At 40.0% G+C, this 16,296-nt stretch carries 5 protein-coding genes; 2 read left to right on the plus strand and 3 right to left on the minus strand.

Annotated elements, in window-relative coordinates:
• Positions 1 to 211 precede the first annotated feature (211 nt).
• Genes H0U71_08240 through H0U71_08250 form a run of 3 tightly spaced genes read right to left on the minus strand, consistent with a single transcriptional unit; the run spans position 212 to position 2,076 of the window.
• Entirely contained in the window at positions 212 to 1,264 is a 1,053-nt protein-coding gene (locus H0U71_08240) for a hypothetical protein (GenBank protein ID MBA2655034.1), read from the minus strand.
• A 30-nt stretch (positions 1,265 to 1,294) separates the two neighbouring features.
• Positions 1,295 to 1,876: a hypothetical protein gene (locus H0U71_08245; GenBank protein ID MBA2655035.1), complete on the minus strand. Its 582-nt coding sequence runs from the start codon at positions 1,874 to 1,876 to the stop codon at positions 1,295 to 1,297.
• Positions 1,873 to 2,076 carry a helix-turn-helix transcriptional regulator gene (locus tag H0U71_08250; protein ID MBA2655036.1) on the minus strand — a complete coding sequence of 68 codons (204 nt, stop codon included), beginning with the start codon at positions 2,074 to 2,076 and terminating at the stop codon, positions 1,873 to 1,875. The genes H0U71_08245 and H0U71_08250 overlap by 4 nt, the downstream gene beginning before the upstream one ends.
• 626 nt (positions 2,077 to 2,702) lie before the next feature.
• Here H0U71_08250 and H0U71_08255 point away from each other — a divergent pair.
• Both H0U71_08255 and H0U71_08260 read left to right on the plus strand, forming a co-directional pair.
• Complete coding sequence (locus H0U71_08255; GenBank protein ID MBA2655037.1) at positions 2,703 to 6,407, plus strand: hypothetical protein; 3,705 nt, start codon at positions 2,703 to 2,705, stop codon at positions 6,405 to 6,407.
• Positions 6,408 to 6,449: 42 nt separating this feature from the next.
• Positions 6,450 to 16,296, plus strand: a 9,847-nt coding sequence (locus tag H0U71_08260) for an RHS repeat protein (GenBank protein ID MBA2655038.1), incomplete at its 3' end; no start/stop codon positions are given.

Consider the following 16,296-nt stretch of genomic DNA (forward strand, 5'->3'; position numbering starts at 1 on the left):
ACTATTGTAGATAACTATTGTAGATAACTATTGTAGATAACTATTGTAGATAACTATTGTAGATAACTATTGTAGATAACTATTGTAGATAACTATTGTAGATAACAATTGTAGATAACAATTGTAGATAACAATTGTAGATAACAATTGTAGATAACAATTGTAGTAATCGCATTTTGATATCTGACCCCTTTGTTATCTGACCCCTTTATTAAATATTTTGTGTTAGTGCATAATCCATTTCTAAAAGCTTAGTGTAAAGAAGTGGTAACAGCGCTTGAGCATCACCTCTAATCAAGAAATCATTATTTGCAAGATAATTAGGTTTAGCCAAATTAATCGCTGCAATTACTCCTCTCGGGTTATGTTGTTTAAAACGTGATAAGAAATGGCTTTCATCTGTTTGCAGGCCTATTGTGATGATGATATCAATACTTAGGAAGTCTTCCCTTGTTAAATTCTCACTTAAAAAATCTCTACCAAGAGGCGCTACTCCAGTTTGTTGATGCAGTAGATCTACATTTTCAGTCAGCAGAGACCACCCCTTAAATTCACAGATTCTGGTAACAGCTTCATGTGCGCTACTCGCTTTTCCATTGGTGCATGCGTCATAAAAAGCGTTCATTATAGTAATTTTATCATCAGGGTTTTGAAAGCAGTCATTAACAAATTTTAAAAAAGAATCCATTTGATGTTGTGCAAAATTCAAACTTTCACTTAAGGCAGACATAGTAGGTACAACACCGGCAGAAATTCCTGCTCCAGTATATATAGCGATTTGCTTGTCATTGATTAAGTCTGCTAGATCCAACACATCCAATGCAAGCGGCTCAGCATTACTAATTACGAGAGGTAGTCGACTCTCAATACGTTCTAAATTCTTTTCAATAGACGATTCATTTTCATTACTTGCACCCAGATTCAAAACTTCTATTTGTTCATGTTGATACAAATAGACACATTGCTGTTTATTTTTTACTTTCCGAAAATTTAAGTGAGGATCATTTAGTTCTATATTTTCTGTGGATCCTGAAATTATAATACTAAGCAGTGTTCGCTCTTCATAATAACTGAAATCCACAACGATTTCTGTTGAATTGTTATTAAAAGTACCGACCCAACGCATACTGAGGTCTGCTGTTGTAGTTGCATATTTAAAATCTTGCAATTTTTTGGGTGGCAATATTAAGAGGCATGTACTTTTAGTTTTTTTTGTTATCTGACCTATATTAGCAATAAAGCTGTGTTCATTATTTAGATTCATATTTTCCCCCTTTTATGACGGTGGCTTTTATTATTTAATGCTTTTGATCTGTTCTTTACGAGCCACATAGTTAAATATTATTAGCTGCCAGGCGATTAGGATGAGTAAGATTGACGCTGTTGAAAGCGACATATTTTTTGAGTCAAATAAAGTGAATCCTTCTTTCGGGTCATTTTTATTTTTCTCTTCAAATATAGAAAAACCTAAGTTCAAGCTAGCAACACGATGCTTGCCGTGATAAGTTTGATTTTCAGGAAGGGTTTTGATATTCACGGAGAAAATTGAATAAAAAAACAGTAGAAGCAAAAGGCTGAGCGTGGAAATATATGTTACGCGAGAAGCTTTTCCTGTGATATGTTCCTCTCGTTCGTCTCTCTCTTTTATATTAGCTAAACGCCTTAGAGTAATTTCACGCACATTGGGTACTATCACCAACATAATTAGAAAGAGGGTTAGCACAGAAAACCAAAACACTAAATGCCCCGACAGAAACTTTTGGGTAAATCCGATAAAGCCGTTACCTATTTTTGAGGGGTCCCAAAGGATAGCTGTTACTACAAATGGAAAACCAAACAATAAATAACTTTGGATATATCTTGTTAATTTACTCATCTAAAATCTCCTTTTATAAAAAATATTTTTTGAATTTCTATTTTGAAAAAATTTGCAATTCGAAAGGCTAGCTCAAGAGAAGGGTTATAATTGCCTTTTTCAAGGGCAATTATCGTCGCTCGAGTCACATCCACTGCCTTTGCTAATTCTTCCTGGGTCAATTTCTTGGCCAGGCGTATATCTTGGATGCAATTTGCAATGATAAGTTTGCTTTCAATTCTTGGCATCAATCCTCCTATTAATTATTTGACATGTATAATAGACTTTACTTTATGGTTGTCAAGTTTATTTGACATCCATTTATTTTGTTAAGAGGAGTTGCATGCAAAGAGGCGAGACGATTGACAACTATAATTGGGGCAGGTCGATTTAATAATGGTTCCGCGGGAGAATAATTAAAGATCTTTAATGTTTGCGTTACTTGTTATTTTATTTGCTAGGTTGAGGGGTCAGATATCAAATTGCAATAATTGTATATATTTCAGTCATCATATTGTTGCGCTAATGCAGATATAACAATTGTAGTAATCGCATTTTGATATCTGACCCCTTTATGACCCCTTTACTGACCCCTTTACTAGGGGCTCTCAGAAAATGCTCACGCAGCGTCACCAAATAACTCACAAAAAAATGAGGAATATCTCCTATCAATTTTTTAATTCGGACGTTATATCTTATGCCTTAGTTCGCGGAGTAACATGAGTGGTATTCGATTTTTGAATATCTGATCTGTGAAGCCGATAAGGAACTTCTCAAGCTAATACGGATTTTACCTCCACATTGTCAAACCTCGCTCAAAGCTCCTTTTTATTTTAAGAATGGTGTTATGTATGTATGGCGCCGGGTTAGTGATGATCTATTGGAGAATAACATGTGGGAAAAACTTGCACGGCGAGGACGGCTTGATCCCAACAAAACGTATCGAAATAATAAATCTGATGATTTACAAGACATTGAGCTGGAGAATCGTGAAAAAAACACCTTTATCGAACAATCAAATTCCTCCTTATTACCAGATCAAGCTCAATCAGCGGTAGTTCATCCTGATTATGGTTCAATCAATAACTCAGCTGCTGCATCTCTCAGTAATTTGGAGTTTGGACCTAAACCCACTCTTTGGAATTCCTTTTTGCGTTATCAAAATCTACTTTTTTTACCTCTAATTTTTGAAACTCTAGAGCCAGTTCCAAAGGGCAAGTATCATACCGCGACTATTTTTGCGTATAAAATATTGCAAAGTATGCAGTTTACCTTTGGTAAGGTATGGCCAGTTATCTTTTTATTTACGCTACTGGCTGATTTGAAAAACAACGGTTTGAATAGTGATCAACGTTTTGGTACGACGGTTAAGGATATTTTATTAGGTGAAGCCACGAACCAGCTCACATTTTCAAGTGATTGGGGAAGTGAAATCCCCAGTGATAAAGATTTTATGTGGGCTTTTCGGTTAATGTTGCTCCTGCCTTGGGCTGCAGGTTTGGTGTGGTCAATTGCTCATACCCTAAAATGGGCTTCAAAATTTGAAGAGCAAGACAGTGACTTACTAAGTTATAACAAACCACGCTCATCTGTTCAGCTTTATACTGATATTAGACGTTGGGAGTGGGAATTACGATGGAATGCCGATCTGCCCTCGAGCTTGCACCAACCTTTACTAGATAAAATTATTGTAGCAACGACTCACCGTAATTTTTTTGTTAGATATAGAAGCATAAAGGCTCTAGCAAGTATCGCACGCAATTTTCGGGAAGAGAGACTTGTAAATATTATTAATGATAATGATCATGTCTCCATTGCAAATCAAGCGCTTCGTCGAATAGCGGCAGTAATTGGGAGGAATAGGTATTTAACAAAATTGTATGCCCATTATAAATTATGGCATATAGGCCACTCCAAAAACAAAGTGGCTCATGTTTTATTTGAAGCGGGTTTCATCATAACTCTGGCCCTGCAATTAGGTGCCTTCATTAGATACGTAGAAGTATTAGTGAAAAAAGAAAAAGCATTAGCCAAGTTTAATAGCGATAAAAAAGCTTGTGAGGACGACAATAAGCTATGGAGCTACGTAACTGAAATAGGAAATTACGATTGTCTGGTCTGTGATTTTGCGTCTGTTTACTATCTTGAGCGAAAGAGCAGTCAACGTTGTTTGGATGGCTATTTAGCGATGCCTCATAGTGATACGGAAGTCTTAGAAATATTTAAGCAAATGTCCCATCATCCCGATTATAAAATAATCGATTTCTCTCATCAAAATTGGCCAGACTGGTCCAACTCGGTTTTTGAAGCTGTTTTAAAGGCTATTCGTGACCAGATGAATATTATAGATGATCTCAATCTTTCGACATCAGATTATCTCCCTTGGTCTCAGGATGAGACTAAAATAAAGATCTTAATTGATTTTTTGCAAGCCGTTACTGCTAAGAAAGTTGATGTACACAATTATGGTTTTGGACCCCGGAATATTCAAACCTTAATGTCTGGGATCAATGGCATCGCGACTGAAGTAGTTGATATCACCGCTACAAACGCACAGGATGCAGGAGTCATTGCTGCAGGTAGCATTGTTCCGAACTCTCATATTACTACATTGCGCATCGGGGAAAATGGAATGACTGATGTGGGCTTATGTGAAATTACTCCGAACATAATAAATTCGACGCTCACCGATATAGACATGAGTAGCAATAGTTTTACAGCACGGGGTTTTAATACATTTACGAGGGAATTGCCTTCTACTCGCATTGAAAAATTTGACGCTTCAAATAATGACCTAGCCAATGCTGATTTTTATCAATGGGGTCAATCTTTACCGCAGTCAAAATTAACAATACTTAATTTAAAAAATACCAATGTAATTGACAATCAAGTGGTTGACTTATCGCAGGGTGTCCCAGGCTCATCATTAGCGTCGATTAATTTGGCAAATAATTTAGGGGTTCAAGATTTAGGGGCAACTTCGCTTCTTGCAAGTGCAGGCAATAGCACAATTAAGCACGTTAATTTAAGCGGGACCTCATTGACAGGGAATGGCCTTGGCGATAGTGCAATGTTATTAACTAGAACTGACATCGAAAATTTTGCGATTGCAAAGATACGATCTAGTGTCAATGGTTTCTGTAAAATCCTCAGTGCGCTTAATAGTACTCAGATTGAATCATTGAATATTGATGACAACCAAGTTGGTAATGCCATTGCACCTTGCCTGATACAAGCGCTTTCTAATCCACATTCAAAACTACGAACGTTAAATATATCTCGACTCAATATCAATGAAGACACTTTAATAGGAATTATTAATGCTTTGCCTAACTCTAATATTAGCGAGCTGTATTTAATGGATAATGGTATGACAGATAGAAGTGCTACAGTATTAGCTGCTGTTCTCCCACGTACGCGTCTTAAGCACCTTGTTATAAGTGACAACAATATTGGGCCAGAAGGCGCTACAAAGCTTGCTGATGCGTTTGGCCAATTAGAAACCTTTATCTTAAATGGCAACCCCATTGGACCGGAAGGCACTGAGGCAATAATTGGAAAATTTATTAGCGTGCCAGTTGGAGTGCCACTTGGGAAATCTAGATTAAATCGCAGCCAATACCGAGCGCTGCATAAAGCGAATAATAAACCACTGACATCCATAAAGCAGCTTGGGCTAGAAAACACAGGATTACAAGCTAAACAGGTTAGGGCGACGTGTCAGGTCTGGCCTAGTACGGATAGTTCGGTAGTTAATGCCCACTTAAAAAATAATCCCACTGAAAAAATGCAAGTTGATCCTCTTAATTGTGATACATCGAGTTCATCGTCGTTGCGCTCTTGGAACTGGTTATCCTCACTCCGGCAATTTGCTCAACAAACTTTTCAAGTTGCGGCCGAAAAGACAAATGCTTTTTTTTCATTGACGGTATCTGGCGAGCAATCTTATTCATTAGAGTACGAAGAGCAACAATTAAAACAGTATGATGTAACATTAACTGCGCTGAAGAAAAATCACGCTGCTCAAAAGCAAAGTCGCGCGGCTCACTTTGAACCTTTACAAGAGAAGTTTGTAGCCATCGCCACGCTTTATGCTGATACAAAAAAAACAATTAACAATGCAGCTCAATATCATCACTTACCTTCAGCCGTCATGCGTGAGATTGAAAATAATTTACACAATATTCAGCAAATGGTGAATGAACTTTCCAGTGCTAATAAAACACTGCATCATATTCATATTAAGGAACAACGTTTGCAAAAGCGAATAGGAAAAACTCAGCAAAGTGTTGAATCCGTTGTTAACTACGATATTACTACAGGCAATATTTCTCACAAAGTGATTACGCCTTTCTCGCCGCCAGCGTTAAGCGTCTCGTTCGCGGGACGACGTTATAAGAAACAGTCTTTGTCCGATACTGAGCAAGTTATAAGCCAACAAGGTTCTCTTAATTATCAGAGTAATTCAGCGTCATTCTGGTATATGAATTTGCCCGCCACTAATGCCGCATTGGTGACGTCGAATGTTACTCAATTTTTGTCTTTTAAATAGTTAAATAAATAACGTGATAAATAAAAGTATGAGGAAAAATTAATGGCCCCAGAATACTCCATCGCTCCCTTTACAGGCCAAGGTTTAGGTTTAAGTCATTCTTCACTCAATAAGGTAGGGTTACTATTACCCTTTCGGAAATTGGGACAAGCAGAAATTGCCTGCCATCTAAATCTGGCAAATGGCAACCTGGTACTTAAAGATCATGTTATAAGAATCGCAGAGATTGGGAATGTCTTAGAGCTAGGATGGGTCTATAACAGCAAGGCTACTACGTTGCCACTTTCATGGCGTCTCGCTGTTGCCGGAGAATTTGCTAACTTGCCTGATCCTAACTCACCAGTCGCTAACTTAACCTACATTGAAGCCGATGGGCATGAAACATCCTATATTTTTAGTGCCGAAAAAAACTGCTATATCGCCGCTGAGTTTTCTGATGGTCAACCCTATTTGTATTATAAGGATAATAAGCAGTGGGTGTTATACCATCCAAAAAATGGCGTAATGGAAAACTACGCGCAAAATGGCAAGTTATCATCAAGAGTAGATCGAGAAGGTCGAACGACTCGATTTTTATTTGACGCACAAAATCAATTAAAGGCGATTGTGGGCGCTTCAGGTACTCCTTATATAATTGATCGTTCTGTGCCTTCAGTGATCAGTTTTTATACCTATCAAAAAGGTCTAAAAATACCGCTGCAAAAGCACATATTTCAAGATGGGCTATTAATCACAACTCAATCAGGCGATGAGCAATATAGCACTCAATATGAATATGAGGGTAATTCAAATCGACTTCGATCAGTAACCCAAACTGACGGGACAAATTATGGGTTTACTTATGATAGCAATTTAACTAAACGTATTAATCAAATTCGAGTCGGTGAAACATTAAATAATATTACTTATAAAGCCTCATCGAGTATTTTCCAAGATAGCTTTGGGAGTCAAACAACGCTAGAGTTTAATTCAGCCGCGCAAATTATAAAACTAACCCAGCAACGCGGTTATGATGCGTATCAGAATCCTCCCGACATTACTCACTATTCTTATTATCCATCAGGTCAATTGGAAAATATTATTCGACCTAACGGGGGTGTGGAACGTAATAATTATGATGCAAACAATTGTAACCTCATTAGTATGCATAGTTTACCGGAAGGTCAATTAACTCAATATAGTTATACAGCTGCCCAGGCGAATAGACCTCAATTATCCACGATTATTGAAACTCTGAATAAAGACACAGTAGCGGTGACGCGTTATGTCTATGATAATAATTTTGATAATGCAGGCAACATATTCCTTAGGTTTTCTATTAGTTCAGAAGGGCGTGTAACGGAGCGACGTCCCGATCCTCAAACTAAAAACCCTGCTACCATACGAGCTTATTTTGATGTTTTATTTACCGACTCTTTAGTTAATAATCAAGCTCCTTCCTTGGCACGCATGTTGCAATGGATAGCAACTATCGATCCTCAACAAGTCAGAATAAATGACTACCGATATAATGAGCGCGGTCAAGCGAAAATAGTTCGAAGCTATGGTCATGTAGATGCCCAAGGCAATGGAATTAACGATAGTAGTATGAGTCAAATCACTACCGATTGGGATCTTTTGGGTGGTTGGGGCACTAAAGAAATTTTACAAAGTGCAGCAGTTACATCTATTGCGAAGCAAAAATATGACTTAACATTTCATCGGCTCATCGAAAAAGCGGATCTCATCAGTAAAGAAAATAATCAACTGCGCTATCGCGAAACAAAATATCAATATCAAGATACAGCTACGCCGTGTAATGTCATAGTCACCTTACCCAATGGTCAAGAACAACAGCAACAACTCGATACCCAAGGCCTCGTTATTTCTGAAAGCGACTCCGGCGTTATTAATACCCAAATGCAAGTGCGAACGACATTATTCGAGCGTGACACGGGAGGCCGCATTGTTGAGACCATTGGGCCTGACGGAAAAATGATGATCACTTTTTTTGATCGCCAACAACGTTTAGGTTTTACAGTGAGTCCATTAGGGCGTGTTAATGAATGGCAATATGACCGAGTTAATCGCTTTAAAACTACTATCCGCTACGAAAATCCCATTGATATCACTAAATTGGTGGGCAAATATTTGCCGACTGCGAGTACATTAATTGGATTGGTAGAAAAAGGAAAAAATCCTGAACTGGATCGTTATACCTATGAATTTTATGATTATACCGATAGGGTGCGTTACGAAGTAGACGAGGAAAATTTCGTTACAGAATATATTTACGATAATTTGAATCGTAAGACGGCCACCATCATCTATAAACAACCCTTAGATAATGAAATGCTTGCACAATTAAAGCAGGGCAAATCTCTTGTATTGATACCTAATAGTGATGTGGATCAGTGGTGGCAATATTTTTATGATACAGACAACAACCCTATTGTGGAGCAAGATCCAGCAGGTTATGTCATACAAAAGAAATATGATGCGGGCAATCGTTGTTATGAAAAAATTCATTATGGTACGCCTACCCCACATACTCGAAACTTGAATGAAGTAATCCCCCCTGAAGACAAGCTGAAAGATGCACATACTTTTTATTATTACAATTCCCGCGATGAAGTTATTCTAGAGGTGGATGCAGAAAATTATGTCACCTCCTATACGTATTATGCGTCCGGGCTTAAAAAGACGGCCACGCGCTATGACACTCGGCTTGATAAAAATTGGTATGAAAACACTGATAATAATAATTTCATTCCTCTAATTCCGCCTGCTTCTAGTGAAGATCAAACTACCTATTATGAGTATGATCTCGTCAACCGTTTAGTTAAGATGACCTTGCCGTTCAACAAAAATATTGAAAAAAGTTTTGATGATATGGATAACATACTATTAGAGACCACTTATGATGGTAAGGTTAATGAGAACTATGACGCTGACACACTACGGGCTCACGCTAAGCTATATGACCAATTTTTACAGCTTTATAGAGAAGCAGATTCACAAGATATAAATCAAGACTACTATGAACATTTTTATGATGCGTCAGGCTTAAAACTTAAATCCGTAAATCCTTTAGGTCATCCAATTTATTATTTCTATGATTTAGACCGAAGACCTATTGTGGTAATTAATGCCCGCGGTGCCATCATTGAATCGACGCTAAATAGCTTTAGTGAACCCGTACAAATGCGGGCTTATGAGCAAAAAATCTCTCCGACGGATCTTTTGTTATTGACCGGTGGCTTTATCACGCCGGAATTTCGAACTACCTTAAATGCTTTACAGCAAGAGGATAAGGATGCAATTACGCGTTATGTGCGTAATAAGCGGGGTTTAGCAGAAAAGATCACCGACCCTGAAAACTATGTAACTCAAAAAACTTACACCGCTTTTAAGCAGCTAGATGAAGAAATACTGCCCTTAAGTAATGCAACTCATTACAAAATAAAACATGAATATGACATTCGTGGCCTGGAAGCTAAAATTGCTAAGATTGCGAGTGATAACAGAGAAATAACAAATGATCGTTATGAATACAATAACCAGTTCGGTGTTAAAACAGCGCATTATGATGCACTAGACTATAAAACCCAGTTTATTAATGATCGCCTTGGCCGACGTGTGCAAGTGATCGATCCTGAAAACGTTACGCGTGAAACACTTGCGCTAGATGCATTTGAACGCGTAATAACCAATACGAATTCGTTAAGCCAAGTCACCACTAATCGGTATGATCAAGCTACGCGCAGTCAAAAAATAACGTATCCTAAAGGCAATAGTGAGCTAATTATTAAAAACGTTTTTTCTGAAAATTTATCGCACGAAGATGGTGTTAATAATAAAGAAATCTGGCGGCATGAATCAGCGGGTCACGTTACCCAGCACGCGCAAGAAGTGCCGAGTGAAGCCAAAAATTATGTCATCGAAGATGGGTATGATGTGATTCACCTTCACAATAGTCATGTTGATGCCAACAAAAATCAAACTCAATTTATTAATAATAGTGTCGGCACCCTTGAACAAATTATTATAGATTCAACGAATGCCGAATTAATCACGAAATTTGAATTAGACGCGTGGGAACGAAAGGCGTTAGAAATAGACCCTTTACTTAATCGCACATCAAATTCACACGACAAACGTAATTTATTAACCCAGAAAATTATTGATCCCGTTCCCCCAGAGGCGCCTTTAGGCGAACAGGTCAAACATTTAAATTTAATTCACACCACCCAGTACAATGGTCAACAAACAAAATCATTTGAAATGCGAGGTGATACCCCGCTTGGTAATATTTATAACGCTGCTTTTGAGCAAGATGCTATTAATCGCGACATAGGCAAGATTATTGATTTGCCAACGCCCGGCAAAAGCGAGCACTTGAATTTAACGTCTACATTAGCGTTAGATGGCGTGAACCAAGTGCCCGCCAAAACCGAGCCCTTAAATCTAAAGTCAAAATTAGTATTAGATGCCGTCAACCAGACAGTTGCGGCTATCGATGAACACGGCTACATAACGTATAATTTTTATGATAAATGCGGGCGAGAAAGATTCAAAGTAGACCCCGAAAATGGCGTCAGCGAAAAAAGATACAATACCGAAGGCGATGTCATTTACGAATGCCACTATAAAAGTATTTTAACTCAACCGATAAGCGAGCAAACCACCCTTGCTCAGATGGTGGATTTTGCGACTAGCTTACACACTTTAGAAGATAAGGAACTCTGGTTTTTCTACGATGAAAATAGATTAGAAAGCTTCACGCTCAATAATTTAGGGGCGGTGACCGAAAAACGCTATGATGCCGCCAATCGCAAAGTAGCAGATATTCTCTATGCGACCAAGGTAGATGTTCTCACAGCTAAGAATAATACGACGCCCCAAATGGCGGCATTAATGAAGGCTAACCCGAGTGCACTTGACCGCAAAACTTCTTATGTCCTGAGTCCCAATATTATTATAACGGACACGCGTTTAGAACGATTTACGATTGATCCCGAAGGCTATGTATTAGAATCTCGGTTTGATGATAATGGCAATACGATTACAGAAATTCTGTATGCACAAAAAGTCGCGAATCCTGACTACGTGGCTACGTTATCGATTGCGGAAATTTATACTCATTTAAAGAGCGATGATCCTAAAAACGAAACGACATTTACCGTTTACGATGTGCGCAATAATCCAATCTATCGCGTGTATCCCGAAGGTAATGTCACGTCTTACGAGTATGATAAAAATGGCAATAAGACGCTAGAATGTCGCTTTGATCATAAGCTTGATCCTGTGCCGCAAGATTATGCTGTATTAGTCGCCACCTTGAAGACGCCAGAATGGGTGCCAGATAAAACCAAGGGTGATCGTATTACAACGTTTGGGTATGACGCCGCCAATCGTCGTTGTAAAGTCACAGACCCGCGTGGCAACAGTGAGGAATTTACCTATGATGCGATGGGTAATAAGCTCACCCATACCGACAAAAATAAGGCGGTATGGTCTTATCTTTATGACCGCGATAATCGCGAAATTGCCTTTACCGCCCCAAAATCCAACATAACCTTAGTATCTTATGATCCTGCGTTGGGGGCAACCGGTCAACTGATCGCAACCGAAGATGCGGTGAGCGTCACGCGTCAAAAAATTTATAACAAGGAAAATAATTCCACAACAATCATCGAAGGCGCAGGGCGCAGTGATGCGCGGGAGATGACCCTCTATAACAATAAATGCAATAAACTCATCAGTATCGAAGTGCCCCGAGCGGCAGTGGATAATCCTAATGCCCAGGCCAGTTTTAAAAATCCTCCGGTAATAGAGAGCAAGGTAAGCAGTAACTTTATCTATGATGGTAAGTGCCAACAGGTGGTAGCAACCGACGAATTGGGGAATGTTACCTTTTTTGTTCACGATAGTATGGGTAATCAGCGCTTTGTAATTGATGGCGAAGGCGGTATCACTGAAACACAATTCGATGCCTTCAATCAATCGACGCAAGAAACGAAATATGCTAAATCCCTTGACCCGGTAAAATTAAAAAAAGATTACGCCAGTAAAGACATTACACTTGCGGCCATGACCGATTTGATGGTTGGGATACCGGATATTACCAAAGACCCTACGACTAAATTTAAGCGCGATCGCCGCGGTAATATTACCTTAGAAAAAAAAGGCCCTATTTTTAATTATTGTGCGAATGTTGCTAAGCCGGATACTCCGAGCTATGGCACAACCCTTACCCAATTTAAAAAAGACTATAATGCGCGCGGTAAATGTTGCCTCGAATCGAAATTAATTGATCACAACACAGCCACGTGGTCGACCACGTGGTATTGGTATGATCGCAATGGGAATAAAGTGGCGATTGTGGATCCTGATCTGTATGTCACCATTGATATTATGAATAGTTTTAATGAGGTGGGTGAACATTATGAATATGCTAATCCACTCTTAGAGACACCTGATCCTGCAATGTCAGTTGCAGCGCTTATTAAAAAAGTAATTCAAAATCCTGAAAAGGACAGGATAACTAAAACGGATTATAACGCTAACGGCTCCTCTGAAAAAATAACCTACGTTAATGCGGATTTTCAGAAATTAGTGAAAGAAAATAATATTTATTCCTTATTCGATGTTACCCGTGATTTAATTATTTCTCAGACTCATACTAAAACGGAAAAGCTTTCTTCCATCACCGATGCCAAAGAAAATACCTGTCATTTTTATTATGATGAACGTGATATTGAAATTGCGTGCACGGGTGTTCCTCGTAAGAGTTTGGATGATAATAATAACCCTCTCACCCTTGTGCCATTAACCTATTATGGGGTCAATTTTGCTGGTGAGCGTGTGCGCACGCGTCGCTTTAAACAAGGCGCAGAGTATCCTTTAAAGGATACGCCTCCTGCTAAAAAACAGGCGGATCCAGAAGATCAACAAGAATTAATTATCAACAACACACAAGGCAAGCCGGCGTATAAACAAGATGCGCAGAAAAATTTGTGTGCGATGACTTATACAGCGACTCAAAAAGAGGCGCGCAGCTGGCATCAACTCAGTAACTGGCATTTTGACGCGAGTCTCCCGCTTAAATTTAAAAGCGAGTCAGTTATGGCGGAAAAGCGTTCTAGCTATGATGGGCGTAATTTACTGTTAGTATCGGCTTTTTATACGACTGCTTATGATCCTCTGAGTAAGAGTGAATTAGTCAAGGATCGTTCAACCTATCGCATTCGTGATAGTTTTGGTCAAATCATCGCAGAGGGTCAGGACGGGGTAACCTATCCGTTACGCTATGAATATGATTTAGTGGGCCACGTTTGGAAATCGAATTCAGGTCAAGGTGCCTATTACCTCAAACTACAAAATGCTGCGGGCGAAGATACGCTTACCATTCGTTCGCCTAATCGAAACTTCGAATCGTTAAGTTACCAAGATTTGCCGCAGGTTATGACCTGGGATATTGTGAGCACATTACGCACCGAACAAGCGCGCTCACTCAATGGCAATATCATTGCAGAATTATTACCCGCCTATGTTAAACAAGGTAATATGCAGTCGCTTCCTGTACCGCTTTGCATGCAACCCGTGCAACAGCAAACTGAAACCGGCGCACAATATTTAATTACTTTTCCCTTGCCGCAAGAGCGCGCCTATCAATTGAAATTTTTTATCAAAACCCATGGCGGTGTGGGTCAAACCGAATTGCCTATTATTTTGACTGACGCAGAACATTGTGCGGTAGATGTCAGTCACTTGGCGAGCGATCTCTATGACTATGATCTTCGCTATCAAATCAGAGTACCGGGCGAGGCGGAACCGGTCCTTGTTTATCAAACCCAAGGTAGTGTGCAATTTGATTCTGATAATAGCACCACGAGTCACAACTTAGTGGCGCTGAGTGTTTCCGATACCACCGTTAAGTTAACCGGTAAAACAGCCGGACTGACAAAGCTTGAGTTATGGCAGGGCGAGCAAAAAATTGCCGACATTCCTTATCAAGATGAAACACTCCTTGATTTAAGTGCTTATCCTTCTGGCGCTTATTCGTTAAAGCCCTTTTATAACGCTCTAGCCGGCACGGCTTCTTTACCGTTTACTCTTTATACGCTGACCCCTGCGCCAGCGCCGTTATCCCAGGAAATTAATTTTTCTATTTCGTTAACTGTTGAAGGCCAAACGGCTCAAGTCACACGTCAAATTAATCCTTCTTTTGCAGATAAAACGCTGCGATTAACCTGTGATTACGTTGGGACAGACGACGAACCTTATCAACAATCAGTTACGTTTAATCCGTCGGATAATCAATTTAGCTTTGATCATGAGGTGAAAAGTATTGCGTCGTTAAGCGTTGATTTAGCGATGCCGCCGAGTGCAAATGAACCAGAAACGCTGTGGATTCCGCTCCTCATTGCAGCGATACCCGACCCTCAAACGGCGGCTAAACAAAAAGGGGCGCGGCGCTACCAGGCGCTTTTTCCGGATGCTAAAGGTCAGCTCACGCAAGCTAAATATTTTGAACGTACCCGTTTACAACACGCGGATATTTTCGAGATGTTAGGCACGAGCGCCCACGATTTTGTAACGACGTTAAGCAACCTAAATCCAGAAATAGCAGCGAACGCATTAGCCGAAGAAATCTTTGAAGCGCTTAATAGCGGTAGATTTATGTCGAGTCAAGATGCGGCGTGGCAAACGTTACTGCAGCAACAACAAATCCAGCAAGCAGTGATGAAGAAACTCATTCAGCGCTTAGAAAAAGCGCTTAATTGCGATGTTTATCACTTAGATTCGCAAGGCGTTTACGCCCTCTTACAGAATAATGATCAAATGCCGTTATTAAAAGAATACTTGCAAACGGAAGTGGCGTTGGCAGAGGGTCAGCGTGAGCAGATAAACTTCTGTCAAGATAAAGCGGTGGTCGCGGAATATATCAGTTTCCTTACAACGCATTTTCCCGGCGATAAAAGTGTCTTACTTTTTTCAAAAGCCAAAAATATTCCGGTCACCTGTTGGGCGGCCAATAAAGCTAATCCCACCCAAATGAAAATGCTGGGTGATGAGGCGTCGACACCGGATAGCCAGCACTTATTTATTCACCAAGGCCAAGTGTACGCGTCACTACGGGAAGTGGGCAAACCTCGATTAGCGAAACAAAAGCACGCCGCGCTCAACGCCGAAAGTGATTGGGTTGTAGTGGATAATCTGGATAAAAATTTAAACGAGTGGCTGGATCTTGCGAGCGGTAAATCTCTGCAAATCGTCAATGCCGTGTTCGCTCCGCGCACGCTTCTTTATATCACGCCGTTTGCCCCGTTCACGGAAATGCCGACGGTGACATTTTTAGATATGAGTACGGATCGCAATGCGCAGATTGCAAATTTAACGCCGCTGCCGTTAATCACCGACCTACTACAAAGCCTCGTGCTGGATGTCAGCGATCTGCCTGTGGGGATATATCCGTATAAGGTTGCTACTTACGAAAATGTATTTAGCATTACACACGGCAATCCTGTTTACCCGAGTCAAAGTTATCCCACCAAAATTGATGGTTCATTTACGCCCATATTAACCGAGGCCAAGTTAGCGATAATCCATCCTATACGCCGCTACGCCTACAACGCGTGGCGCGATAGAATTCAAGAAATCACGGCGACTGGCGGTGTCACCAACAAAGAATTTAGTTTCTGCGGTCGAGAAAAAAAGAGGATCGACCCGCCCGTTTCCTGCTACCTCGAGGAAATTATTGAAGGCAAAGTAAAGTATACGTTGAGTGCCACGCCCGTGCGACCCACGACCTATAATGGCTATGATGAAACTGGTTGTTTTATTGGAATGACTAACCCGAAAGGCAATACCAGCGCGGTTATCGTTGATGAAGCAGGGCAGGAGG

This window comes from Gammaproteobacteria bacterium (genome assembly GCA_013697705.1).
In the GTDB taxonomy this organism is placed as follows: domain Bacteria; phylum Pseudomonadota; class Gammaproteobacteria; order UBA6002; family UBA6002; genus UBA6002.

Excerpts from the sequence above, each read along its gene's own strand:
- H0U71_08245 (MBA2655035.1), bottom strand. The coding sequence starts at position 1,876 with ATGAGTAAATTAACAAGATATATCCAAAGTTATTTATTGTTTGGTTTT.
- H0U71_08255 (MBA2655037.1), top strand. The coding sequence starts at position 2,703 with ATGTATGTATGGCGCCGGGTTAGTGATGATCTATTGGAGAATAACATG.
- H0U71_08240 (MBA2655034.1), bottom strand. The coding sequence starts at position 1,264 with ATGAATCTAAATAATGAACACAGCTTTATTGCTAATATAGGTCAGATA.